This window comes from Shewanella sp. SM87, assembly GCF_025653705.1.
In the GTDB taxonomy this organism is placed as follows: Bacteria; Pseudomonadota; Gammaproteobacteria; order Enterobacterales; family Shewanellaceae; genus Shewanella; species Shewanella oncorhynchi.
Window position 1 is genome coordinate 1 of record NZ_JAKKSC010000002.1, and the last position, 24194, is coordinate 24194.

23 protein-coding genes are annotated in these 24194 nt (G+C 44.7%); 14 read left to right on the forward strand and 9 right to left on the reverse strand.

The annotated features are described in order from the left end of the window. The coding region (locus tag L5M11_RS01565) for a transposase (protein WP_263191153.1) at positions 1-215 on the forward strand (215 nt) is incomplete at its 5' end. 311 nt (positions 216-526) lie between these two features. Here L5M11_RS01565 and L5M11_RS01570 read toward each other — a convergent pair. From L5M11_RS01570 to pyrC, 5 genes are all read right to left on the reverse strand, one after another. Further along, positions 527-2581, reverse strand: a complete 2055-nt coding sequence (locus tag L5M11_RS01570; RefSeq protein WP_263191155.1) for a toxin-antitoxin system YwqK family antitoxin — start codon at positions 2579-2581, stop codon at positions 527-529. A 241-nt stretch (positions 2582-2822) separates the two neighbouring features. Next, positions 2823-3650, reverse strand: coding sequence for a glutamate racemase (gene murI, locus L5M11_RS01575; protein WP_263186667.1), 828 nt, complete (start codon positions 3648-3650; stop codon positions 2823-2825). Between the two features lie 905 nt (positions 3651-4555). Then, positions 4556-5377 (reverse strand): toxin-antitoxin system YwqK family antitoxin, encoded by an 822-nt coding sequence (locus tag L5M11_RS01580; RefSeq protein ID WP_263148797.1) that lies wholly within the window; start codon positions 5375-5377, stop codon positions 4556-4558. Between the two features lie 286 nt (positions 5378-5663). Beyond that, the gene (locus L5M11_RS01585) at positions 5664-6710 is read right to left on the reverse strand and encodes a hypothetical protein (RefSeq protein ID WP_263191157.1); all 1047 of its coding nucleotides are present in this window, start codon (positions 6708-6710) and stop codon (positions 5664-5666) included. 131 nt (positions 6711-6841) lie between these two features. After that, the gene (gene pyrC / locus L5M11_RS01590; RefSeq protein ID WP_219251151.1) at positions 6842-7873 is read right to left on the reverse strand and encodes a dihydroorotase; all 1032 of its coding nucleotides are present in this window, start codon (positions 7871-7873) and stop codon (positions 6842-6844) included. A 376-nt stretch (positions 7874-8249) separates the two neighbouring features. Between pyrC and L5M11_RS01595 the strand changes: the two genes are divergently transcribed. The 10 genes from L5M11_RS01595 (at position 8250) to L5M11_RS01640 (ending at position 18523) form a co-directional block, all read left to right on the forward strand. Then, the gene (locus L5M11_RS01595; RefSeq protein ID WP_263191158.1) at positions 8250-9512 is read left to right on the forward strand and encodes an efflux RND transporter periplasmic adaptor subunit; all 1263 of its coding nucleotides are present in this window, start codon (positions 8250-8252) and stop codon (positions 9510-9512) included. A gap of 109 nt (positions 9513-9621) precedes the next feature. Further along, complete coding sequence (locus tag L5M11_RS01600) at positions 9622-9885, forward strand: hypothetical protein (RefSeq protein ID WP_028761690.1); 264 nt, start codon at positions 9622-9624, stop codon at positions 9883-9885. 98 nt (positions 9886-9983) lie between these two features. After that, a complete protein-coding gene (locus L5M11_RS01605) occupies positions 9984-10733 on the forward strand; it encodes an ABC transporter ATP-binding protein (RefSeq protein ID WP_028761691.1) in 750 nt (249 codons plus the stop codon). A gap of 11 nt (positions 10734-10744) precedes the next feature. After that, positions 10745-12055 carry an ABC transporter permease gene (locus L5M11_RS01610; RefSeq protein WP_263191160.1) on the forward strand — a complete coding sequence of 437 codons (1311 nt, stop codon included), beginning with the start codon at positions 10745-10747 and terminating at the stop codon, positions 12053-12055. Between the two features lie 10 nt (positions 12056-12065). Next, positions 12066-13265 carry an FtsX-like permease family protein gene (locus L5M11_RS01615; RefSeq protein ID WP_028761693.1) on the forward strand — a complete coding sequence of 400 codons (1200 nt, stop codon included), beginning with the start codon at positions 12066-12068 and terminating at the stop codon, positions 13263-13265. Positions 13266-13388: 123 nt separating this feature from the next. Continuing rightward, positions 13389-14867 (forward strand): sigma-54-dependent transcriptional regulator, encoded by a 1479-nt coding sequence (locus tag L5M11_RS01620; protein WP_263191161.1) that lies wholly within the window; start codon positions 13389-13391, stop codon positions 14865-14867. A gap of 46 nt (positions 14868-14913) precedes the next feature. Beyond that, complete coding sequence (locus L5M11_RS01625) at positions 14914-16602, forward strand: sensor histidine kinase (protein ID WP_263191163.1); 1689 nt, start codon at positions 14914-14916, stop codon at positions 16600-16602. A gap of 298 nt (positions 16603-16900) precedes the next feature. Beyond that, positions 16901-17311: a curli production assembly/transport protein CsgE gene (locus L5M11_RS01630; RefSeq protein ID WP_105251642.1), complete on the forward strand. Its 411-nt coding sequence runs from the start codon at positions 16901-16903 to the stop codon at positions 17309-17311. A 10-nt stretch (positions 17312-17321) separates the two neighbouring features. Beyond that, positions 17322-17717, forward strand: coding sequence for a curli assembly protein CsgF (locus L5M11_RS01635; protein ID WP_105251643.1), 396 nt, complete (start codon positions 17322-17324; stop codon positions 17715-17717). Continuing rightward, positions 17717-18523 carry a CsgG/HfaB family protein gene (locus tag L5M11_RS01640; protein WP_105251644.1) on the forward strand — a complete coding sequence of 269 codons (807 nt, stop codon included), beginning with the start codon at positions 17717-17719 and terminating at the stop codon, positions 18521-18523. Before L5M11_RS01635 ends, L5M11_RS01640 begins: the two co-directional genes overlap by 1 nt. Before the next feature lie 147 nt (positions 18524-18670). On the opposite strand, the gene L5M11_RS01645 is transcribed toward L5M11_RS01640, so the two are convergent. Both L5M11_RS01645 and L5M11_RS01650 read right to left on the reverse strand, forming a co-directional pair. Then, positions 18671-19276: a TetR/AcrR family transcriptional regulator gene (locus L5M11_RS01645; RefSeq protein ID WP_263191166.1), complete on the reverse strand. Its 606-nt coding sequence runs from the start codon at positions 19274-19276 to the stop codon at positions 18671-18673. 17 nt (positions 19277-19293) lie between these two features. Beyond that, positions 19294-20718 (reverse strand): coniferyl aldehyde dehydrogenase, encoded by a 1425-nt coding sequence (locus L5M11_RS01650; protein WP_263191168.1) that lies wholly within the window; start codon positions 20716-20718, stop codon positions 19294-19296. A 226-nt stretch (positions 20719-20944) separates the two neighbouring features. On the opposite strand from L5M11_RS01650, the gene L5M11_RS01655 reads away from it, so the two are divergent. From L5M11_RS01655 to L5M11_RS01665, 3 genes are all read left to right on the forward strand, one after another. Beyond that, entirely contained in the window at positions 20945-21328 is a 384-nt protein-coding gene (locus tag L5M11_RS01655; protein ID WP_263191169.1) for an STAS/SEC14 domain-containing protein, read from the forward strand. Between the two features lie 108 nt (positions 21329-21436). Continuing rightward, the gene (locus L5M11_RS01660) at positions 21437-21868 is read left to right on the forward strand and encodes a universal stress protein (protein ID WP_028761700.1); all 432 of its coding nucleotides are present in this window, start codon (positions 21437-21439) and stop codon (positions 21866-21868) included. Between the two features lie 171 nt (positions 21869-22039). Beyond that, complete coding sequence (locus L5M11_RS01665; RefSeq protein WP_219251157.1) at positions 22040-22477, forward strand: universal stress protein; 438 nt, start codon at positions 22040-22042, stop codon at positions 22475-22477. 15 nt (positions 22478-22492) lie between these two features. Here L5M11_RS01665 and L5M11_RS01670 read toward each other — a convergent pair whose 3' ends face one another. Both L5M11_RS01670 and L5M11_RS01675 read right to left on the reverse strand, forming a co-directional pair. Next, entirely contained in the window at positions 22493-23350 is an 858-nt protein-coding gene (locus L5M11_RS01670; RefSeq protein ID WP_263191171.1) for a substrate-binding periplasmic protein, read from the reverse strand. Positions 23351-23501: 151 nt separating this feature from the next. After that, positions 23502-24053, reverse strand: a complete 552-nt coding sequence (locus L5M11_RS01675; RefSeq protein ID WP_263191173.1) for a DUF924 family protein — start codon at positions 24051-24053, stop codon at positions 23502-23504. Positions 24054-24194 lie beyond the last annotated feature (141 nt).

Genomic DNA, 24194 nt, shown 5'->3' on the forward strand with positions numbered 1-24194 from the left:
GCGGGAAATCTGTTATTCCAAGGCGCCGCTATAAGAATACACCTCAAGAAAGAGTCGATTGGTGCTTATATCGGTATCGACATTTAGTGGAGAATGCTTTTGGAAGAATTAAGCACTATCGAGCAATATCAACAAGATATGACAAGCTAGCAAGAAATTACGCCAGTATGGTGTCACTGGCGTTTATGTTAATGTGGCTGCCGATATATTGCTGAACAACATTTGTACAGCAAAGATCAACAGACCCTAATAAGCTATATCTGGTGGATGATATTTATTTAAGTGATGACGCGCCATTACATTTATTAACAAGAACAAACTAAGTGATTGGTAAAATAACCATTTTTACTTAGCCTGAATAAAGCGCACTTAAATTAGGCTTATATCGGTCAATTTAATCAAGGGCATCTGCATTACCCTATATCCCAATTTTAAACTTTACCTTTTTGCTGGTAATTGTCTTCAAGGTCTTGAGTTAACTATTAGGATAAAAGGATAAGCAGTGCCTGATGTTCGATATTAATGTTTACCTTTCTGTAATCGCATAACTTCCATCTGTGTTATAGCGGATGGTAAACCCCTTTTTCTCACCATCGTGGTAATACTTCAGGGACAGTAATCGCTCCTTGTTATCGATTTCATATGTCCAGCCACGTTGCTCATTGTCGCTGTAGTTGGACAGTGAATAACCGCCATCCTTCTTATAGCGGATGCTGATTTGACTGTCTTGCCCCTGTTCATTATTTTGCAACTTTTGGACATGCCCCTCTTCATCGAATTCATATTCTTTGATGAGGTTGCCATGATGGTAGTCAGAAAATTTGTATAATTTTCCTTTACTATCATAATAATATTGTTCCCCATGCTTAATCGATGGCGTATTTCTAAAGGGGGGATTTAGTATGTCCTTACAGTCATTGCTATAGGGATTTTCTCGCATTATGCACTCGTCCTGAGAGGGCTTGACGGGCAAGGTTTCGTCATATTCATAATGACTTAACTCCATAAGCCGGTGATTATGGTTAGGATCCAATATCGCCTGCATGCCATGGTATTCACCTTTGCGATAGTGTCTAATGCCGCTAACTACATCTTGTGCTGAGTACCAAATACTCTGACCATCGAGCAGGCCCTGCTTATAATGCTTATTGGCAAAGAGTACATTTTCATCGCTGATTAGTTTTTCTTCACCTTCGCGTAATCCATTGAGATAAGTCACTTCGATCCGTGATTTCTTGTCAGTTTTAAATACCCAAGGGCCAGTGCGCTTGCCATCAAGGTAAGCCCCGTTACCCACATAGTTGCGGTATTCGCCAAGCGAGACTTTATCTACCCAATGGCCTTGTTTAATGCCGTTTTGATAGTGACCTTTATTGCCATTGCTCTCAAGCCATTCACCGTCTTTGACGCCGTTGCGATAAATGCCTTTTTCAGACAATCGCTTATCCCCTGTGTCTGCGCCATATTCGGGCTCATAGATTTCATAGGGGCCATCGAGTACTCCTTGGTTGTAATGGGCAAAACCGTAGTTATCTACCTCATCGAACATGGACTGTGCAATCCATTTACCTTGCTTTTTACTGTCAAGATATTCACCTTCCCAATAGCTTGTTTGGCCGTCAGCCTCCATCCATTTACCGACTTTTTTGCCTTGTTTGTACTGACCATTCAACATGATATTGGCATTACGGTTATCGTAGGCGATATAGGGGCCATCGAGCACACCTTGGGCATAATGACTTTCAAGCGCAAGTCCAGCCCAAGATCCACCGAGATTCATATAATCATAAGCTGGGCCCGTTTTTGGGATCTCACCCTCACCGCTGTTTAGCCAGTCCACATCATCGGCTTCAAAGACAACGCTCACCAACACAAAACTGCCCTGTTGTTCGCGATAATCATTGCGATAAAAGTGGGTCACTAAACTGTATTGATGCTCGCGGCCTTGGGCATCTTTATCTTTGCGGGTGAGGGGATAACGTAATTTATATTCGTCCGCGGTTTTCACATCGGCGGGTAAACCTTTAGCATTGCGATAGCCGATTAAGGTTGGTTTGAGCTTGGTTGAACCATCGATAATCGCTTTAATGGCGGGATCTTCAATCGCCTCAACATCATAGGTCATGCGATATTGCTGTGGCGGAATTTGGTTTAACACTTTGCGGGTGTCGCTGACGGTAAATGACGATAACGTCGGGGCGACTTCATCCAGCATAACTTGAAGGTGTGGTAGCTTAGTGAGCTTTGAATCCTCAAAACCATAACCCCGTAAATGCTGACCATCAGTATCTTTAAGCATGACCACGACTTCTTTGTCGCCACCCTTATCAAAGTCATAGTAAAAAACGGCCACAATTTCAGCCGCACCATAATCATCAAGATGTACCCCGGGCGCATCGCCGTCGGACATTTCGCTCCACACTTGATTGTCTTTTTGGTGAAAATTAAGCCATTGGCCATTCGGTAAATCGACAGTGGGATGGACGGCTTTGCCCGCAGCGCTTGCCGCAGGAATAACCGTTAAAGAGGATAACAACATCATGCCCGCTGCAGTGAATAAACTGCGAATCGAAAGTTCCATTTAACTACACCTTTTACACCGATAACTTGCGCCTCATGCGCACCAGTAAACGGGCCGAATTTTATGCGAAGACAAGCACTTCAGGAAGTAGCTGATACAAAAAAGGCCGCAATAGCGGCCTGTTAAGATCTAATGTTTAACAATCAGCGATGCGATATAGCATTTATTTCACGGGTGTCTTTTAGGGTAATCATTTAGATTTCTTTGAAAACGGGTTTTAAAAGAAAATGAGCTAAAAATATTACAATAACAGCTGCTTAAATTTAATAGAGCACTGAAGCAGTGCTTCAATTTTGCTTTGTTTCGCTTGTTCTGAATCTACATTCCCAGTGGTGTAAAACGTTATTTCTGGATCGAGTATCGGGCTACACGTTTGGTGTTCGATTTTTAATAATGAGTGCGTTCGATTAGCAATGGCTAATCCAGAATCAATGACGGTAAAGTGGTGGGGAAGGGCATTTTTGATTTCTGCATTGATAAGTGGAAAGTGAGTACAAGCCAGCACTAATACATCGGTATTAAACGCATCGGGTTTGCTAAAAATACGCTGAATTTCCTGGGTTACAATGTCGGGATCAAACCCATTGCCGAGAAGTTTTTGCTCTGAGGCGAGAACCAGCACTTCAGAGTCTTCTACTAAAACCTTACATTCTGTGGCGAAATTAGTGATCAGCATCTTCACATAAGCTGAGTTCACTGTGGTGTGAGTGCCAAGTACCACCACTACCTTTGATTTTGATAACGAAGCGGCAGGTTTTATCGCAGGGACAACGCCGACAATAGGTATATTGAGTTCAGCACGAAGTAAGTCTAGCGCAATGGTACTCGCTGTATTGCAGGCGATAACGATGATATCGGGTTGAGTCAGTGAGCTTGCTTTGGATATAACATCTAAAATTCGCTTTTTAAGTATATCGTGCGGCTTTTTTCCGTACGGGAAAAAGCCAGCGTCAGAGACGTAACTCAGCCGTATGTTGGGGATTCTCTTTTTTATTTCGGCCGCGACAGTCAGTCCACCTGAACCTGAATCAAAAACTAATATTGAGCTATCCATTGCACCTACCTTCACATAATCAACACATTTAATTTTGCCATAGACACAGGAGCGTTAGTCGAATTGGCATACAGCTTCAAGAGGCGCATTTTGCTCTTTCAGCCTATTTTGATCAATGAGGATATGTTTGGTTAAGACTTTTTCGTAAACAAAAAATCTTTTGGTGAGTTAATGCTATCTACCGCAGCGTGAGATCATGAATACTCAGTTTTGTCCGCAGTTTAGTTTGGATGCCAACTTAATCCTTTGTGTGTTTGTAAATATTGCTGGAGCTTTAATTCCCATATCCATTAAGCACTATCATTCCAGTGACACGCAGCAAGCCCGTCCCTGGATGCTCGAACGTGGCATCTGCTATATAGGACATACTAATCTCGCGATCACATGTATGTGAATAAGCGACCATGCCACGGACTGTCACTTCCATGATGGTGCTTAATTTGGGTTAATCCCTTTGTATGTCAGATGGTTGATTCTTAAAAAATTCATGGCTGTCCGCTTTTTTTACTGCCATGCGTGGTAATACGCAGTTCAAGGCCGATCTGAGTTGGGCAATAGAATTTATTACCACCAAATGTTATCGCAGCAAGCAGTCAAAAACAAAGCACGACAATAGCTTAGAGGTGATATGGGCACATTTAGATGCTTAAGGTACAGGCTATGAACAATGGATGTCTTGATAATATTGATAATAAAGCAGAAAAGAGTTATGGGAGTCCTGACTTTCGCTTATATGCTCAATGCATAGCCGAGCAAGTCGAGTCTAGTGACCAAAAGAAATCGAGCTTGGATGAAAACCGCATTTCTTGAAAAGATATTAATGGCTGGGCTTGCCAAGGCGGACAAAATATGAACATTTACGCGATTACCCTGGGAACCAGACGAGATAAGTCTGGTTCAGTGAATTGCAGATTTAAATTTTATTTATTTTTTACCATGATTAATTGACCATCTTTATAAATCTCTTCAGATGCTAATTGCCCATCGTCACAATAGCTTTTAAGGACTCCTTCTAATAAGTCATTTTTATAAGTCCCTTCCTCCATCAATTGACCACTTTCATAATATCGCTTATATGGACCTTCTTTTAGATTATTTTCAATAATTGCATCACAATTGACCTTTCCATTTTCATAATAATGTATAGAGTGGCCATTTTCCAAACCACTTTTATACGTCATCTCCCACCACAACTGACCACTTTCATAATAATATCTAGAAAGGCCTTCCTGCTTACCATCCTTACAGAAAACCACTCCCCACAATTGACCATTTTCATAATATGATTCACAAATTCCTTCTGGAAGTCCATTTTTCTTAGTTCCTTTTCTCAATATCCTCCCACTTTCATAATATCTATTATAAGGACCATCTTCTAATCCATTATTATAATTCCCTACAAGCCTTACAGCGCCATTTTTATAAAATATCTTGTAAGGGCCTTCTTCTAATCCATTTCTATAACTTCCTTCCTTCTCCACTCCGCCATTTTCATAATATTTTTTGTAAGGGCCTTCTTCCAACCCATTTTTATAAGATCCTTCGAACAATAGCAAACCATCTTCATCATATGTTTTAAAAGAACCGTCTTCTAGACCATTTCTATAAGTTATTTCCCTATATCCGTCACAATCATCACTTTTATAATACCTTTTACTTTTCCCAGTAAAAGGTATTTGTGTATCTATTTCATAATAGATCCCATTTATATTTTGCAATTGATTAAAATCTATTTCCTTCATCGATAACTCCTTTTTTATCTATAATTCTCAATGCTCTCACACCTACCATCGGTGTTTTTCAAGGTAGTAGGCACTCCTTGCTCAAATATTATGCTTCAAGCTGAGCTTGCACTAAGGCTTCGGGTGTCGCTATTTTTGCGGTTAAATTGCTCAAAGATGATTCCTTACTGAAATGAATTATCTCGAAATGCATTGCTGTGTAGGGAGGGAAAGAGCGCTTGTCGTCGCGCTACTATCATCGCCATGACTGCTTTCTTTCCCTCTAATATTTTCTCAGTTAAGTACACTATTCCAATAGCTTAAGCTGTATTTTCCCCCATTGGGTGGCATAGGGCATGGCTTCTTGCGGGCTGAGGATAAACTCATTTTCACAGCCATCGCCGCGGGGCGTTTCCCAGAATTTGATCCCCTTTGGCTCAAGGGTGAGCTGGTAATATCCCGAGCCGTCTGATGTGGGGCATTCTGCGTCCGGTGCTTTGCCAGTAAACAATTTGTCTCTTAATGCTGGGGGTAAAGGATGACTCATACCCACGAGCATACTTCGTGGTTGCGTATCGGCGAGAAACCACTGCCACGGGTGGAAAGGTTTGCCGTCGGTAAGGGAGAAACTCACAAATTCTTGGCTGATACCATTGGCGCCATAACCTGCAGCCCAGCGATATAGGCGCACACTGAGCCAATGCTGATTAATAAAAATCGGTTCGGCAAAGGTTTCGTCAGTTACAAAACTGCCCATTTGTGCCAGCATTCTGCGGCGAGTGTCAAAGGTTTGTGCTAGTTGGACTTCATCGGTGAGCTTATGTTCAAGCCATTGATTAATTGCCAATATACCCGTTTGTGGGCCTTTAAATTCGATACCTACATCTGTGCCAAAAGTCAGCGGGCGATACTCAATATTTTCGTAGCTTTGCCATTTACCTCGGCTGAGTTTTGGCGTGGTTTCTAGCGGTAGATTGTAAGCATCGGCACCACAATCCTCGACCTTATCTGGGCTGATTTCTCGCTCAAGTTGCACTGGTAACGATTTACTCGCGGTATCTTTAAACCAATGGCCGCTCAGTTTTTGTGGCGTGACACTATCAAACTGCCAATTTCCTGTATTGCCTTCTTCTTTCCACAGTTCATCTTGCTGCTCGAGTCTTATCGGCGTTAAGTAGCGTTGATAGTAATAACTGCCGGTTCCATATTGATTAAAACAAATTCTGACCTTGCTTTTACCTAACTGTCCCTGCCAGATCCCTGTGAGTTCATTGGCCGCAAAGGTCGGCAAAGAGATCGTGGCGGTCAGCAACAGGCTTGAAGATAAAACGGAGAATAACATCCTTGTGGGCATACTGATTTTCTCTTAAAAGGTGATAAGTAAGGGCCGTATTCTAAGCGCAGGATACTGACCGATTGTTGATTAAAAATCAAAATCTGATAAAAAAGTCGCCCGTAGGCGACTTGATGTTAAAGACTTAAGGCTTACTCAACTTGCCAATCAATGGCTTCTCCAGCACGAATAGGCACTACGTTAGTATCGCCAAGCGGGTAAGTGGCGGGGACATCCCATGACTTTTTGACCAGCGTGATGGTATCGGTATTACGTGGTAGATGGTAAAAGTCTGGGCCGTTAAAGCTTGCGAACGCTTCGAGTTTATCCAGCGCATTGACCGACTCGAAGGCTTCGGCATACAGCTCTATGGCAGCATGAGCAGTGTAGGAACCCGCGCAGCCACAGGCCGCTTCTTTCTTATCCTTGGCGTGTGGCGCTGAATCTGTACCGAGGAAAAACTTCTTGCTGCCGCTTGCCGCTGCACCTAACAACGCCTGCTGGTGGGTGTTGCGTTTTAAAATTGGCAGGCAGTAAAAATGCGGACGAATACCGCCAGCCAACATGTGGTTACGGTTATACAGCAAATGGTGGGCCGTGATAGTCGCGGCCACATTGTCTGAGGCTTGAGTGACAAAATCGACTGCATCTTTGGTGGTGATATGCTCAAGCACGATTTTAAGCGCTGGGAAATCGGCGACAATTTTACTGAGGATATTTTCAATAAAGACACGCTCGCGGTCGAAAATATCAATAGCTGAATCTGTGACTTCACCGTGGACTAAAAACAGCATACCGACTTCTTGCATGGCTTGGAGTACGGGATAGATGTTTTTAACATCGGTTACGCCGGAATCTGAGTTAGTCGTCGCGCCCGCTGGGTAGAGTTTAGCGGCAACAATTTTACCCGAAGCTTTAGCCTTGCGGATTTCATCTGGGCTGGTTTTGTCGGTTAAATACAACACCATCAAAGGTTCGAATTGTGAGCCCGCGGGCACCTGCGCTTTAATGCGATCGTAATAGGCCAGTGCGGTTTCAGTATCGATAGCGGGGGGCACTAAGTTTGGCATGACGATGGCGCGGCCCATATAGCGGCTGATATCGCGCACTGTATCTTTAAGCTGGGCGCCGTCTCTTAAATGAATATGCCAGTCGTCTGGGCGAGTGATTGTTATTGTAGTCATAGGGTTTGGTCTTTTGATCGTTTTTGCTGCGAGGGTGGCAGGATCTTATGTGGCAAGGATTTTACTGTAAAGGGAAACTCGGTAGTTTCGGCCAATAAATCTGTTAGGACATGTAATTGAAACGCTTAGCAGCATGGCTCGCGCTATATCGCTGTTTTTAGCATCGGACACTTTTGATTAATCTGCTGCGGACACTTTTCGATTTAAACCCCAGTGTCCGCGGACACTTCTATCAATAATTTTAATTTAAAGTTTTGAATAATAATGTGTTTAACTATTTGGCATAGGCTTTGCTATCTCTGTGGTATAGATTTCCAATAGTGTCCGTTGATTGCGTTCCGGCACTGATGATTCCAACAGGGAAGCGAGTAAAGCCATGATTAAAGATACTAGCGGCCAAGATACAGTACTTGTGCCATCTACCTCTAAACGTCTTAAGTTACCGCTGATCATTGGCGGTTGCGCCTTATTAGTCAGCGCCTTAGTTTGGGCGAGCTTGGGCACTGATAGCGTGAGCAAATCCTTAAGCCGCAGCGACATCACTACCGCAAAACTCTTCGTTGGAACGTTAACCCGCGATGTGGCGACCACAGGTAAAATCGTGGCGGCCAATGCGCCTATTTTGTATAGCACAGAGGAAGGTACTGTGACTCTGCTCAGCAATCCTGGCGATACTGTTAATAAGGGCGATGTGGTCGCCAAACTCGATAGTCCAAGACTCACTAATCAGCTAGCGCAAGCCAAGTCCGTATTAGCGGGCATGGAGAGTGCATTAGAGCGCGCTAAGTTGGATGCACGACGCGATCAATTACAAGCTTATCAAACCTTAGATATCGCAACGGTCGATCTTGAAGCGGCGGATAGGGAAAGCCGACGCGGAGAGGAGCTGATTCAAAGTCAGCTTATTGGCCAGATTGATTATGAAAAGGGCAAAGATGATTTACACAAAGCCAAGCTGAAGTTTAAGCATGCCGAGCAAGAAGTGGCGTTAACGAAAGATACGTTAACCTTTGAAATTAAAAACAAAGCCCTAGAAGTTGAGCGTCAAACTCTCGCGGTGCGTGAATTAGAACGTCAAGTCGATGCCTTGAATATTATTGCACCTGTTAACGGCATTATCGGTAACTGGATTACCGAGCAGAAAACCCGTCTTAGCGCTAACCAACCGATTTTAACTGTTGTGGATTTAAGCGCCTATGAGGCTGAGTTAGCCGTGCCTGAATCCTATGCGGATGATCTGGGTTTAGGCATGGAAGTCGAGTTGAGTTTTGGCAGTATTAAGTTAATGGGCAAGTTATCGTCAATTTCCCCAGAAGTGCGTAACCGTGAAGTGACCGCAAGAGTGCAATTTGACCAAAGCGACAGCCTAACACTGCGCCAGAATCAACGCATCTCGGCCCGAGTGTTATTAGAGCACAGACCTAATGTTCTTATGGTAAAACGCGGCGCCTTTATGACCAGCGGTGGGGGTAATGTGGCTTATCAAATCGAGGGCGATTTAGCCAGTCGTCGTGAGGTTAAGCTCGGCAGTACTAGCCTGAGCCAAGTCGAAGTGCTTGATGGTGGCAAAGCCGGAGATGAGTGGGTTATTTCAAGTGTTGATCCCTTTAATCACGCCGAACAGGTCAGAATTCATTGATGACCGATATTCGTAAATTATTAAACAACCAATCTGATGAATTTAACAGCGCAGTGATCAAGGTGAATGACGAAACCTGCTGCGACATGGATAAGAATAGGAGCCGGATATGCGTGATAAACAATTTGATATCAGCGTGTTGATGTCATCCAAAATGTTTGGAGTACTAGCCTTATTATTACTGGTGGTTGCGGTGGAACTAAGTATCGGTGAGGCCAATAGCTGGTTTTTCCTCGGACTCAATTTGTTGGAATGGAGCAATCCTTTGGATGAGTTTCGCCAAGTGGGTGAGGTTTCTACCGAAACTGCCAACCTTATGCTGGGCGCTTTTATGTGGTTTTTAGAGTGTGTCGTTGAGCCATTCTTTGGCTGATAAAGGTGTGCTGATTACGGTCGTACATGAGTCGATGCCTAAGGTGTAGACGCAGAGTCTGGGCGCAAAATAGATTTGATTATTTAAAGGAAATTAACATGTTATCAATGAAGAATGTGAGCAAGGTTTTTAAAACGGATTTAGTAGAAACCCACGCCCTGCGCGATTTTAACCTCGAGGTGAACGAAGGCGAATTTGTCGCAGTCACAGGTCCTTCTGGCTCGGGTAAAACCACCTTTTTAAATATTGCAGGTTTACTCGAAGGTTTTACCCACGGCGACTATTTTCTCGATGGGATTAACGTGTCTAACTTGAGCGATAACAAGAGCGCCACTATCCGAAATGAAAAAATTGGCTTTATTTTCCAAGGTTTTAACTTAATTCCCGATCTTAACTTAGCAGAGAATATCGAAGTGCCGCTGCGCTATCGTGGTTTTAATGCCAAGGAGCGTCAACGTCGTGTACAAGAGGCATTAGAACAAGTGGGCTTAGCTTCACGGCTTAAACATTTACCTACTCAGTTGTCGGGTGGACAACAACAAAGGGTGGCGATTGCTCGTGCTTTGGCGGGGGAGCCACGTTTCCTACTCGCCGACGAACCTACGGGAAACCTCGACAGCCTAATGGCACGTCAAGTGATGGAATTACTCGAAAATATCAATCAAGCGGGCACGACCATTATCATGGTGACGCACGATCCTGAACTCGCTCGACGCGCCCAACGCAACATTCAAATTGTCGATGGTCAAGTGTGTGACTTTACTATGTATCATCAAGGTCATCGACATGTCAGTGACATCACTGCTGCGACTGATATCGACAAACTTGTCGCCAACGCCGACCGTTAAGGATATGCATTATGTTCTTTTATTATGTTGATTTAGCTTGGCGCAGCATTAAGAAAACCCCAGTGCTGTCGCTGTTGATGGTGTTGGCGATTTCGATTGGTATTGGTATCACGATTACTACGTTAAACGTATACAAGATGATGTCATTTAATCCTGCGGGTGAACGCTCTGATGAGTTAAATGCGGTACAGCTTTGGAGCCAAGGTCCTGATTCTTGGGATGAGTTAAACTCGTTAGTGACTTACCAAGACGCGATGAATCTGCGCAACAATTCCTTACCTAAACGCCAAGCTGCGATGTTTCGCACTGGGATGGCAGTGCAAACGGAGGATGCCAATTTTGCGCCTATTTTAGAAAGCATTCGGGTGACGGACAGTGACTTTTTTAAGCTGTTTGACGTGCCATTTTTGTACGGTAATGCGTGGGATAAATCCGTCGACACTGAACCTGCTTATCAAGTGGTGATTAACGATAAACTCAATCAAAAGTTGTTTGCGGGTCAAAACAGTGTTGGCAAAGTTATCTATCTTAATCGTAAACCTTATCAAGTGGTTGGGGTGATTGATGCTTGGGATCCTAAGCCTAAATATTATGATCCCACTAACGGTGCCTTTAACGACACGGAACAAATTTTTGTACCGTTTTCGCTGACACCTATCGAAGAGTTTGATGTATGGGGTAACACGTCGGGTTGGAAGTTTGAGACGATGAATAGTTACAGTGATCGCCTTAACTCTGAAAAAGTGTGGCTGCTGTATTGGGTTGAGTTACCAAATAAAGACGCAGTAGCCAGTTACCGTTCTTGGCTCAGCAATTATGTAGCGGAGCAAAAAGCCCTGGGCCGTTTTACGGATAATAAATCTGCCGCTGACTCAGTCAAAGTATCCGATGTGGCAACTTGGCTTGAATACAATCATGTGGTGCCCGAAGACAATAAAATCTTGGTTGGCTTGAGTGCGCTGTTTTTAAGTGTTTGTTTAGTCAATATATTAGGTTTAATGCTGACAAAGTTCCTCAAGCGCGCACCCGAAGTGGGAGTGCGCCGTGCAATCGGCGCTAGCCGTGGCCAAATCTTCGCTCAATATATGGTGGAAGTGGGCATGATTGGCTTATTCGGTGGTTTGCTGGGACTCGCTTGGGCCTACGCTTCGCTTTATGGGTTATCGGCCCAGTTTGAGGTCGCGAAGGGGTTAACCCATTTATCGGCGAGTATGTGGATTATCACCCCAAGTATTGCGGTAGGCACAGCCTTGTTGGCTGGCTTGTATCCCGCATGGGTGGTGTGTCGCACTAAACCTAGCGTTTATCTAAAAAGCCAGTAAGGGACTCATTATGTTGCATATTAAACCTATTCTCAGCAGTTTATTGCGCAGTAAAAGCGGTCCAGTCTTACTGCTTATTCAGATTATCTTGTCTGTGGCAATTGTGGCGAATGCGAGCTTTATTATTCAAGAGCGTTTAGCCCTGATGCAGCGTGATTCAGGGATTAAAGAGTCAGAAGTCTTGACCTTTAGCTTGTTCAACTTCGATCCATTGATTGATAAAACCGCGCAAAACAAAATTGATCAGCAAATTTTGCGGGGGCTACCCAATGTGATTGATGCGACCTCAACCAATATGTTGCCGTTAAGCGGTGGCGGCTGGTCGAGCACGTTAAATCTGGGCCCCGACCCCGATAGCGCTAAATCGACACCGCAATTTGCCATGTATTTAGGGACAGATCACACCATTGAGACCTTAGGCATTAAGCTGATTGAGGGACGTAACTTTTACCCCCATGAACTTAAGGATAACCTCGATAGCCCTAGCCGATTAGCGATCATCTCCAGTGTGTTAGCCAAAGCCATTTGGCCTGATGAATCCGCACTTGGCAAAGTGTTGTATGAAGGTAAGGATGCGCAGATCACTGTGATTGGCGTAGTCGAAAAACTACAAGGCGCGTGGATTGACAGTTCTAGCCTTGAAAATAGTGTGATTCAAAATGTGGATTATGGCAGCAGTTCTTACATGGTACGGGCCAAACCTGAGTTTCACGCCGAGCTTAAAGACGCGATAAAAAAAGCGCTGCTGGCCGAGAATCCAAACCGAGTGCTCGATGGCTTTAAGTCAATCGAGGCCTTAAAAGATAGCTCATACCGAGATCATAAATTGATGATTACTGTGTTAACTATGATGGTGGTGTTGTTATTGCTTATCACCTCGCTCGGTTTAACGGGCATGGTGATGTTTAATATCCAGCGCCGCACTAAGCAGATAGGTACCCGCCGTGCATTGGGGGCTAAAAAGCGCGATATTATCAGTTACTTCCTCGTGGAGAACTATTTGATTTGCTTAGCGGGAGGCGTGCTGGGCGGCTTGTTAGCGATACAGTTAGGCCAACAGTTGATGAAAATCTATAGCTTGCCTATGTTGGACTTAAGCTACCCACTAATTACTGTGGCAGGTTTGTTTATTGTCACCACGTTAGCGGTTTACTTGCCAGCGCGTAAGGCGGCAAATATTTCGCCAGCAACCGCAACTCGCAGCGTATAGCGGAATATTTGATGTTACTCAAGGTACGATAAAAGCTCGACAAAAGTGCGATAACAATAGGATGTTATTGCACTTTTTGTTACTTTACGGTTAACAGTTTTACTTAGGACAACACTCACACTTATGGATACTATCCTTATCGTCGATGACAATCATGCCATCTGCCAAGCCCTAGGTTTGATGCTAGAACTCAATGATTATCGGGTGCTGACTTGCCATAGCCCAGAGGACGCCCTTGGGTTATTGGCGACTCAAGATGTGGATTTAGTGATCCAAGATATGAACTTTACCCGAGATACCACCTCGGGTGAGGAAGGTCGGCAGCTGTTTTACGCCCTGCGCGAACGCCAAGGGGATTTGCCGATTATTTTGATGACGGCGTGGACGCAACTCGAAACGGCAGTTGAATTAGTCAAAGCGGGCGCTGCCGATTATATGGGCAAACCTTGGGATGACGCTAAGCTACTCAATAGCATCACTAATCTGATTGCGCTTTATAAACTCTCCCGTGCTAACCACCGCTTGGAGCGGGTGAATCATCAACGCCAAGTGGCGATCGCCGATGCGGATCTCTGCGGTATTGTCTTTGGTAGCGGTGCTATGCAGCGTTGCATTGATTTAGCCTTGCAACTGGCGCGCTCCGATGTGTCGGTCTTGATCACTGGCCCCAATGGCGCGGGTAAAGACAAGCTTGCCGATATTCTCCACGCCAATTCACCCTTAAAAAACAAACCTTTTATTAAGGTTAATGTCGGCGCCTTGCCGATGGATTTATTAGAGGCCGAGCTGTTTGGTGCCGAGGCGGGCGCTTTTACTGGCGCGACTAAAGCGCGTATTGGCCGTTTCGAAGCGGCAGACGGCGGCACGCTGTTTTTAGATGAAATTGGTAATTTGCCGTTATCTGGGCAAGTGAAATTATTGCGGGTGCTACAAACTGGCGAATTTGAACGCTTAGGAAGCCATAAAACCCAGAAAGTAAAAGTGCGGGTGATCAGTGCGACCAATGCGGATCTGGCCCAAGATATCGCTGAAGGGCGATTCCGTGAGGATTTGTTTTACCGCTTAAATGTTATCGAACTGGCGTTGCCACCGCTGAATCAACGCACCGATGACATTTTACCTTTAGTGCAGCATTTTATTGGCAGCGATTTTAGCTTGAGTAAACCTGCGTTGCAGGCGTTATTACAGCACCGCTGGCCGGGAAATGTGCGCGAGCTTGAAAACGCCTGTAAGCGAGCGGTATTGTTGGCGCAAAGCCATGTGCTGACTGAGGCTGACTTTGGTTTGGCACCTGTTGCGAGTGTCATCAAATCTGCTTCCAGTGTTTCGGCTGTATCTGAGTCGCGGCTATCTGGCTTGAGACTGTCTGATCCTCTGCCTGTTTATTCGCCCGCTTCCATCCCCGTAAATACCGCATTTTATCATGAGTCTGTTCGTGCCCAAGTGTCAGATGCCAATGAGGCGATAGACGTGAGCCGAGAAGATATCGAAGCGGCGTTAAAACAGCATCATGGCGTAATTGCTCGGGTGGCAAAAGCGCTTGGACTCAGTCGCCAAGCGTTGTATCGGCGGATGGACAAGTTTGGTTTAGATAAGTCATAGGCTAAGTGCAGATGCTAGGGTAAAGGCTATCGATTAAGGAATCTGAGTGTTAATTCGAACTAAACTTATCATTTTTTCAATGGCTTGCTGCGCCTTTGGCGTCTTGCTGAGTTTTGCTTTGGTGAAGTATATCTCACCCGATGCTTCGTCTGTTGCCACGTCTAACACGATTGAAATCCCTGATGTGAATGTGCAACTGGATTTTGCAGAGCTTGAGAAAACGGTCGCCTCCATCGAACTCGCCCTTAACAATAGTGAGCAATTGCAGGAGGCTGCGGCGATGCAAGCGCACCAGAGGGCCGAGCAGATTAAGGCCGAGCTGCAAAAGCTTGAACAACTTAAACAAGAGCAGTTACAAATAAAACTCTTCAAGTTAGAACAACTTAAAGAAGGGCTGTTTAATTCTATTCCTCATGTGGTTGAGCCTTTACGTGTAGAACCGCTATCCATTTTACCGCCCAAAGCACCTGTATCTCCTGCGATATCCGCTGAGATAGCGAAGGGAGATCGTGTATCGAGTTTGACCTTAGGTGAAGGTTTGTTCGTGTTGTTTCTCGCTTGTACTGTCTGTGGTTTAGGTATTGCTTGGTTGACTCGACATCTCAGGCGCAGTTTAGATTCCCTTGAAGTCGGCTTGCTAAATTTTAGTGATAATGACTTTAGTGTGAGTATTCCTGAACATGGCGAAGGTCAGCTCAAAACCTTAGCGCAGTTATTTAACCATTCGGCGGCAAAATTGCGCCAAGAAAGGCAGTACATTTACCAGCGGGAGTTATTACTGGATAAGGTGATTCAAAGTTCTCCCAATGTGATGTTGTTACTGGACGATCATCAGCGGCTCATTTATGCCAACGATGCGGCGCGTCACCTATTTCATAAAAAGGGCAGAATGGAAGGCTTGAGCCTAGATGAATTGCTGGTGGATTTGCCCGAAGTATTGGCCTTGGTGCTTAAACATGAAAAGAACGGACTCTTCGCCATGGGTGAAGATGATGTGGAAACTTGGTATTTAAGTCGCGGCCAATTTTTATTGAATAACCAACAGCATAACTTGATTTTGCTCAAGCAGATGACCCGCGAGCTCAATCGTCAAGAGGTGGCAGTATGGAAAAAAGTCATCCGTATTATTAGCCATGAACTCAATAACTCAGTCGCGCCCATCGCCTCTATGGTGAACTCCGGCCGACTGCTCACCAAAGATATTGATAATCCGAAGTTAACTTTGATTTTCGATACTATCGAGAATCGTACCAGTCATCTAAGCCAGTTTATCTTCAACTATGCCCGTTTTGCTAAGTTGCCGCTCCCACAACGGCGTCAGGTGAATTGGGGGCAATTTACTGCCCAGTTAACTCAGCATTATCCCTTTAAACTCATTCATGATTTACCTGAGGTTGATGGTTTTTTCGATCAAGGACAGATGGAGCAAGTGCTCCTCAATTTACTTAAAAACGCCCATGAATCTGGCTCAAACCCCGAGGATGTCACTCTATCGATTCGGTATCAAACCTTAGTGGATGGTGGAGGTTTTAGTATTGTGATTGAGGATCGCGGCGCAGGTATGTCTGGTGAAGTATTAGAGCAGGCGCTACTGCCGTTTTACTCAACAAAACAATCGGGTACAGGCTTAGGTTTACCTTTGTGCCGTGAAATTATCGAAGCCCACGATGGCAGTATTAGCATGCATAATCGCAGTGACGGTGGCCTGTTGGTTCGACTATGGTTGCCACAATAATGCTCGCGTTTTGAATTAACACCGTAATGCGACTCTTAAGTCGCATTTTTATTGCTTATCTTATCCGCTTGTTTAATGCATAACTCCTATCCTCAACAGCCTCTTGGTGTATTAGTCAAATGGGCTATTTTTGCATTTTTACCTTAGCTCTTCGGGCTAATTTGCCCCTCAGCGTAATGACGGGAGATCTTTAACCCTGTTAACCTGTTTTATCGAAAATTTGCGTTAAAACTCACCTTGTTCTAACAGAGGTTAGCGCGGTTTTTAAGGTTCGATTAAAAAGGTTAAGGAGGGATAAGTGAAACAGTTAAAACAGCGTCTGCTTACTTACGTTTTATGTCCATTCCTGCTGCTGGCTTCCCCTATCACTATTGCCGATAACGACATTGAAATTAGTGGTTTAGTAATAGATAGAACCTTGACTCGGTTTGGTAAGGACTTTGGCTTTTACTACTCAAGCTATTGGCGCGAACTGCCCTTTACCCAAGGCTTTAACGTCACTCTGTATGAGACAGTGTTTCCACAGGCTGGAACCGTTTTAACCTTAGAGGTAAACGGGACTCGGATTTACACCACCCATTTTGGTCGTCGTGCAAATCCGATTAAAGAGAGCGCAGAGCTGGCGATTTTGCTTACGATTGATTATTTAGCGCAAGTCAGAGCCAATGCAATAACAGGTGATTTTTCAGGAACATCGGACGACTTTTAGGATAATAATAATGACATACAGGACGTTACTTGCTCTTGTCACGCTATGTGTGGCAAGCAGTGGCCAAGCCACTGAATTGATTTATACGCCAGTGAATCCCAGCTTTGGCGGCAATCCACAAAATGGGGCTTTTCTATTAAATAAAGCCCAAGCCCAGAATGACAATAAATCCAACTCGTCCGAGAAGGACTTTATTACTCGCTTTAAAGAATCCCTAGAGCGTAATCTTATCAATTCTATTACCCGAGGGATTGCTGATGGTGAAATCACCGACGGTGACTATAATACTGGCGATTTTCGTATAGAAATTAACTCTATAGGGGATAAAGTTATACTGACTATCACTAATATTGCCACGAATGAAGTGACAATAATTGAAATGTCAGCATTTGGAGGTGGCAACTAATGGCCCGTCTAGTGTTAGTGAGTTTATTACTGTTAAGTGTGTCGGCCTGTAGCCTGATCTCCAAACCCGATTTAAATATCACGGCTGCCGAGGTTAACCCCTTGAGTGAGGTGATGCGTGGGTTGCAAACTCAGCCTGGACCTAAGTTTCCTATCCCTGTGGCCGTGTATTCCTTTCGCGATCAAACTGGCCAATATAAGCCGCAGGCTAACGTGAGTTCGTTTTCGACCGCGGTTACTCAGGGCGCAACATCGATGTTGATGCAGACTTTGCTCGACTCTAAATGGTTTACACCTGTTGAGCGTGAAGGGCTACAAAATTTGCTTACCGAGCGTAAGATCAGCAACAAACAGAGCGGTACTAAGGGCGATGAAGTGCCCGTATTATCCACCGCCAGATTGTTACTCGAAGGTGGGGTGATTAGTTATGAGACCAACACTAGCACTGGTGGTAGCGGTGTCGAATACTACGGCATTGGCGCCTCTGAAATGTACCGTGAAGATCTGGTGACCATTTATCTACGCGCCGTGGATGTACACACAGGTAAGGTCATGATGTCGGTCTCAACCAGCAAACGAGTCTTGTCCCAAGAAATGCGTGCGGGCTTGTTCCGTTACACGAGTTTAAATCGACTCGCTGAGGCTGAAGTCGGTTTTACAACCAATGAGCCAGTGCAATTTTGCGTGTTACAAGCCATTGAATTGGCGGTCGCTGAGCTGATTGATAAGGGTATCAAACAAGGTTACTGGAGCCCAACTCAAGTGGCGCAGCCAGCAGAAAAAGCCCAGGAGTTGAGTCAGGGCTAGGTGCTTGAAAGTCGGTATTAGATGCTAGAGCAAAGCAGACTTCTGCTTTAGCACTTAGTCGCGATAGCGAAAAAGAAAACCGAGCCAGTTAAGCTGACTCGGTTTTTTATTGCGGTTATTGCAACAGTCAGTTGATATTAGGCTATTTTAGTCCGCTTGCATGGCCTTCCAAAACTGTTCAAAACTGGCATCGCGGTATGTTTTATCTGTCCCCAAGTGCGGGTTATCGATAAAGAATCGGGTTGCTGCTAGATATTGGCCGTGGCAGTTTTCTAGCATCAATTCCACTGGATAATGGGCGATTAGCCCCATCATTTGTCCCTGCTTAATGAGTTCGCTAATAAAGCCTAAGATGCTATTCATCGCTTGATCGCGCACCTTAGCTGCAATCATGGGTGACATTGAATATTGCTGAAAAAACAGTTGTTTGACAGGGTTATCCAGCGACCAATCTATCGCACTTTGCCATAGTTGTAGGGCATTGTGCTTAAGATCGCTGCCCTTATGGGGGTTTAATAGTAAGGCATCGGCAAATTCTTGTTTTATGGTAAGAAACAAAGATTCCATCAAGGCTTCCTTAGAAGGAAAGTGATGGAACAAGGTGCCCGTTGCTACGCCTGCTTGTTTTGCAATCGAGGCGGTAGACGTGCCATGAAATCCTTGGCTGACAAAGAGCGCTAAAGCAGTATCGAGAATAGCTTGGCGTTTATCAGTCATGGTTTTAATAGGTTGTGTTGTTGATGGTTTATTCAAGATTTATCCCCCAATGACTAGCGCAAAAATAGCTTCATTAAGATGCGCTGGATAAAAGTGCCGTAGGGCGGGTGAACAAATTTGCCTGTGTTGAATCGGCCACGGCTGAGTACCGTTTTAGCGTGGCTGAAGGTCAAAAAGCCTTCCTTGCCATGGTAATGCCCCATGCCCGACGGGCCTATTCCGCCAAAGGGCGCATCGTCGGCGGCGACATGAAACACGGTTTCGTTAATGCACACACCGCCAGAATGGGTCTGCTGGAGGATCTTTTGCTGAGTTGGCTCATCGAAACTCATCACATAAAGCGCTAAGGGTCTGGCTCTGTGGTTGATGTACTGAATCGCTTCATCTAAGGAGTCGTAGCTAATAATCGGTAACAATGGACCAAAGATTTCCTCTTGCATCAATAGCATGTCTTCAGTGGTGTGAGTTATCAACTGAGTTGCGAGTTTACGATGTTGGCTATCTATGGCTTCGTCAGTTGCTGAAATAACACGGGCACCTTTTGCTTTGGCGTCTTCGAGCACTGTCATCAAGCGGTCAAACTGACGTGTATTAATGATGCTGCCGTAGTCCTTATTGTGGTTAATGGTGCCGTACATGGCCTTAAACTTAGCTTGGTAGGCGGCGATAAAGTCATCCACCTTGGCTTTAGGGCAAAGCACATAATCAGGTGCGACACAGATTTGCCCGGCATTCAAACACTTACCGTAAATCATTCGTTCTACTGCTATCTCAAGCTGCATATCGGGGGCGATAATCACAGGGGATTTACCACCCAATTCGAGTGTTACTGGGGTGAGATTATTCGCTGCGGCGCGCATCACATGGCGGCCGACTGTGGTCGAGCCTGTAAAGAGTAAATGATCGAAGGGCAGGGCAGAAAATTGGGCAGCAATATCCGCCTCACCTTCAACAACCGCCACGTGGGATTCATCGAAGACTTGTGCAAATAACCGTTTGATTACTTGGTTGGTCGCTGGGGTAAATTCAGACATTTTGAGCATGGCATGATTACCCGCGGCAATGGCAGTCACTAGCGGGCCAATTGACAGCATGACGGGGAAATTCCACGGCACGATAATACCGATCACCCCCAAAGGTTGATAATGCACTGTGACTTTGGCGGGTGCGAGTAAGATGCCCGCATGGCGAGCGCTGAGTTTGAGCCATTTTTTGAGGTTTTTCAAGCTGTAATTGATGTTGTTGATGACAGGCATAATGTCTGAGATCAGGCTGTCATCAATCGATCTATGGCCGTAGTCTTGGCTTAAGGCTTCGACTAAGGGTGTTTGAAATTGCAGTATGGCCGCCTTCAGTCGAGTTAATTGCTCCACTCGCGTAGCGTAATTAGGATTCGGCGCCGCTAAATAACTGCTGCGTTGGCGTTGGAGCAACTGAGTCAGTGGCGAAGTATTAAGGTGTTCGGTGGCCATATTCATAGTGGTTGCTCCAAGGGAAATGGTAGGCTGAGTCTTATTTGGTACTTTATTTAAGTAATCGTCTCGATTGAGTCTTTTATTAAATCAGTACCGACTGATTAGTCGGTTTATCCTAGCTTGCTTAGTGAGATGGTGCAAGGTATCTGGTGTATTTTTGAGCAAGATCACGGCTTGTTGTGGCGTTAGCTTTTACACTAAATCAAGGGTTGTTACATAAGGAGTATGTATGGCATTGTTAAAGCACGGAATTTCGATTGGTATTGAGCGTTATGGTGATGATGATTTTTTCGTTACCTTTAAAGCTATCGGTACCTTAACTCATCAAGACTACGAAATGATGGTGCCTGTGTTGGAGTCTGCATTAGCTGGGGTGAAAGATCCTGATATCTTCGCCTTGGTAGATGTCATCGAGTTGGAAGGCTTGGAACTACAGGCTGCTTGGGACGATCTCAAACTTGGGGTGAAGCATATTCGTCATTTCGAGAAAATAGCCATCGTCGGTAAAACGACTTTGCAGGAAGTATTGGCTAAATTGGCAAACTGGTTTACGCCTGCTGAGGTAAGGTTTTTTGTTGATAATGGCGATGCTGTTGCTTGGCTTAGAGACTAAGGTTGTGAGATGAAGTTTGTGGTCTGCCAATGCGCTAAATCGAGCGTTATAGCAGCACAGTATAGATTCACCCAGCAATCCATTCGCGCCATAGAAGGAGTACAAATTATGCGTACAGGTCAAATACTCTGGCCCACAGATTTTTCGGAAACTGCGGCCCATGCACTGAGCTATGCCATTGAAATGGCTAATCTATACCATGTAGGTCTAAAAATCTTACATGTGGTTGAACAGCCGATCGGTGATGAAAACTTTATGATTCTATCTATTACCCCTGAAGAGCTTGCTAAAAGCATGGAGGAAGCGGCGGCAACTAAAATGCGAGCACTATTGGATGGATTGAATACTGAGCTTCCCATCACTACCTTGATCCGCCGTGGCGATCCTGTCTATCAAATTTTAGAAGAGGCCAACAGTAAAGACATTGGCATGGTAGTAATTGCTAGCCATGGCCGAACTGGGATTTCGCATTTTTTACACACCAATGTCTCAGAAGCGGTGGCGAATGGTGCAGCTTGTCCTGTGCTTGTGGTTAAGTAACTGGCTTTGACTCTATAAATCCAAAGGGCGCTTATAGCGTCCTTTCTTTTTGATTGATAAAGAATAATTAATTGAAATGGGTACGCAAGAAGCATAGCAAACTGCTATAAAATAGTGGTATTTTGGCCTTAATAATTAGCTTAATTAAAAACTCAAATGATGGATAAGCTTATGCGTACTCAAGAAGTGTTATGCCCTACGGATTTTTCATCCACTGCGGCCCATGCGTTAAAATATGCGGTTGAAATGGCAAATGTTTATCACGTCGATATTCGGTTGTTGCATGTGACTAGCCCTGCCCGTGGCGCCCATTGTTATGGTATTGCGGTCGATATTCCCGCTACATTGGAAAATGAACTCAAAGCTTTCGTTGATGCAAAAATGCAAAGTTTGCAGCAGGAAATGCAGCAGAACCTTACCGAAGGGCTCAATATTAAGTTAGTCGTGCGCCATGGTGATGCTATTGATGAGATTTTAGCGGAAGCCGTTGATGTAGGCATGGTGGTTATCGCTAGTCATGGGAGCAGCGGTTTAGCTGACTTTTTAAAACCCCACGTTACACAGGATATTGTTAAGTACGCTAAGTGCCCTGTGTTGGTGGTGAAATAACACTATGGGATAAGTTTAGTAGGAATCATTTTTGATCATTTTAGGTTCTGTTAACTTAGTCGACGCCTCGGCTTCATTGTCAAATGACATCAGGCGTCGATACTTTTCCTGCAGAGCCACTAAGCTACCATCTTGGGTAATTTGTTTGAGTCCCGCATTAAAATCATCCCGAATTTGTTCACTGAGAAACGCGAACTTGTATTCCGTAGGTGGGAATATTTGGTGGCAAATCGCCTGTTGTTTTAAGTCTTTCTCAGTGAGTTTGCCCTCAAGATAGGCCTGCTTTAAGTAGTATTTGAAAATATTTTTATCCATCACAACGACATCGGCCCTGCGCTTCATCAGCATATAAACCTGCTGCACTTGCCTCGCTTGTTCTTGGTAGCCACTATTGGTCTTAACCATGTTGGCAAACTCTTCCCCCAGTAACGATGATGCACGTTGAAAGGCGACGACTTGTTTGTTGTTTAAATCGTTTATGCTATTGATGTTAAATTGATTACTCTCGAGGCTAATGGCGCAGTTTTGGTAGGTTATCGCAACGTTTGAATAAAAAACGTTGTTAATCATTCCTTCTTTGATGTTGATGATGCCTTCGAGTTTACCCTCCCTGAGTTCATGGAAAGTGCGCGCCAGTGGTAAGTAGTGGATAGAAGCTGTATGGCCTTTAACGGCGAGGGCTTGGTTAAGTAATTCGAGTTCGATCCCGCTATTTGTTGCTTGGATGATATAGGGTGGGATAGACATGCTGACGCCTATCTTAATTTCAGCCGCTTGGCCGAGCTGAGCGCCGCATAGGATGAGTAACCCCATCAATTTATAGCGGTTACGACGAGCCACTGAGCTATTTGGCTTATTTAGTTTATGCGCCATAAGTTACCAACACCTCCGCGGTATACACTTGTAACTGTGTTTGATACTCGCCAAGTCATTCCATGACTTTCTTGAGTAAGTGTAGTGTGTCTGTGAACTCAGCACGGCTTTATTTATCAAATACACATTAACGCTTTAACCTATTACAGGCTCAAAAGGATGAGCCCGGCTCAGTCAGAAAAGCAATTTCTTCCGCCGTAGACTCCCTGCCTAAGATAATATTTCTATGTGGATAGCGGCCAAACCTGTCGATAATCGCTTTATGGCGCAGTTCAAACGTTAGGTTTGTTATCGCAGCTTCGCAATTAAACAGTTTTACTGCTACTTGGTGAATGGTTGCCGATTCGCTGTGCATATAGGGCATAAATAGAAAAGGGACTTGTTTGGATTTTAGTGCTGTATCGACCCGTTGGGCAACGGCCTCTTGGGCGAGCACTAAGGCTATCGCATCGGCTTCGAATGCGGCAGGCGTATCGCGGTAAATATTACGGGAGAATTGATCGAGCACTATGATCTCAGCTAATCGACCTTGAGGCGTGATTCGCCAATGTGAAAGCTCTCCCCGTTTAGCTTGAAGTAGTACACCTTCGAAGCGTTGTTTGATCTGGGTATCAAATTCAACATCTTTAATCCACCAGAGCTTTGGGTCAATGTCTTCAAACCAAAATGTCAGTATTTGGTCTGCTGTGATTGTCTGGCTCATTTTAGCCTTTCTTCATAGGTGTTGAGTGATATTAGAAATAACAGTTGTTGGGGGAGGATGACAAGTCGTTTCGTTTGATTTAAGTGCAGATTTGTTATCTGATGATCTTGTCGCGAACCGTAAGTATTTAGCATTGGCTAT

Coding starts and splice junctions, on each gene's coding strand:
- L5M11_RS01570 (WP_263191155.1), bottom strand. CDS start 2,581: ATGGAACTTTCGATTCGCAGTTTATTCACTGCAGCGGGCATGATGTTG.
- L5M11_RS01580 (WP_263148797.1), bottom strand. CDS start 5,377: ATGAAGGAAATAGATTTTAATCAATTGCAAAATATAAATGGGATCTAT.
- L5M11_RS01585 (WP_263191157.1), bottom strand. CDS start 6,710: ATGCCCACAAGGATGTTATTCTCCGTTTTATCTTCAAGCCTGTTGCTG.
- pyrC (WP_219251151.1), bottom strand. CDS start 7,873: ATGACTACAATAACAATCACTCGCCCAGACGACTGGCATATTCATTTA.
- L5M11_RS01595 (WP_263191158.1), top strand. CDS start 8,250: ATGATTAAAGATACTAGCGGCCAAGATACAGTACTTGTGCCATCTACC.
- L5M11_RS01600 (WP_028761690.1), top strand. CDS start 9,622: ATGCGTGATAAACAATTTGATATCAGCGTGTTGATGTCATCCAAAATG.
- L5M11_RS01605 (WP_028761691.1), top strand. CDS start 9,984: ATGTTATCAATGAAGAATGTGAGCAAGGTTTTTAAAACGGATTTAGTA.
- L5M11_RS01610 (WP_263191160.1), top strand. CDS start 10,745: ATGTTCTTTTATTATGTTGATTTAGCTTGGCGCAGCATTAAGAAAACC.
- L5M11_RS01615 (WP_028761693.1), top strand. CDS start 12,066: ATGTTGCATATTAAACCTATTCTCAGCAGTTTATTGCGCAGTAAAAGC.
- L5M11_RS01620 (WP_263191161.1), top strand. CDS start 13,389: ATGGATACTATCCTTATCGTCGATGACAATCATGCCATCTGCCAAGCC.
- L5M11_RS01635 (WP_105251643.1), top strand. CDS start 17,322: ATGACATACAGGACGTTACTTGCTCTTGTCACGCTATGTGTGGCAAGC.
- L5M11_RS01640 (WP_105251644.1), top strand. CDS start 17,717: ATGGCCCGTCTAGTGTTAGTGAGTTTATTACTGTTAAGTGTGTCGGCC.
- L5M11_RS01650 (WP_263191168.1), bottom strand. CDS start 20,718: ATGAATATGGCCACCGAACACCTTAATACTTCGCCACTGACTCAGTTG.
- L5M11_RS01655 (WP_263191169.1), top strand. CDS start 20,945: ATGGCATTGTTAAAGCACGGAATTTCGATTGGTATTGAGCGTTATGGT.
- L5M11_RS01660 (WP_028761700.1), top strand. CDS start 21,437: ATGCGTACAGGTCAAATACTCTGGCCCACAGATTTTTCGGAAACTGCG.
- L5M11_RS01665 (WP_219251157.1), top strand. CDS start 22,040: ATGCGTACTCAAGAAGTGTTATGCCCTACGGATTTTTCATCCACTGCG.
- L5M11_RS01670 (WP_263191171.1), bottom strand. CDS start 23,350: ATGGCGCATAAACTAAATAAGCCAAATAGCTCAGTGGCTCGTCGTAAC.
- L5M11_RS01675 (WP_263191173.1), bottom strand. CDS start 24,053: ATGAGCCAGACAATCACAGCAGACCAAATACTGACATTTTGGTTTGAA.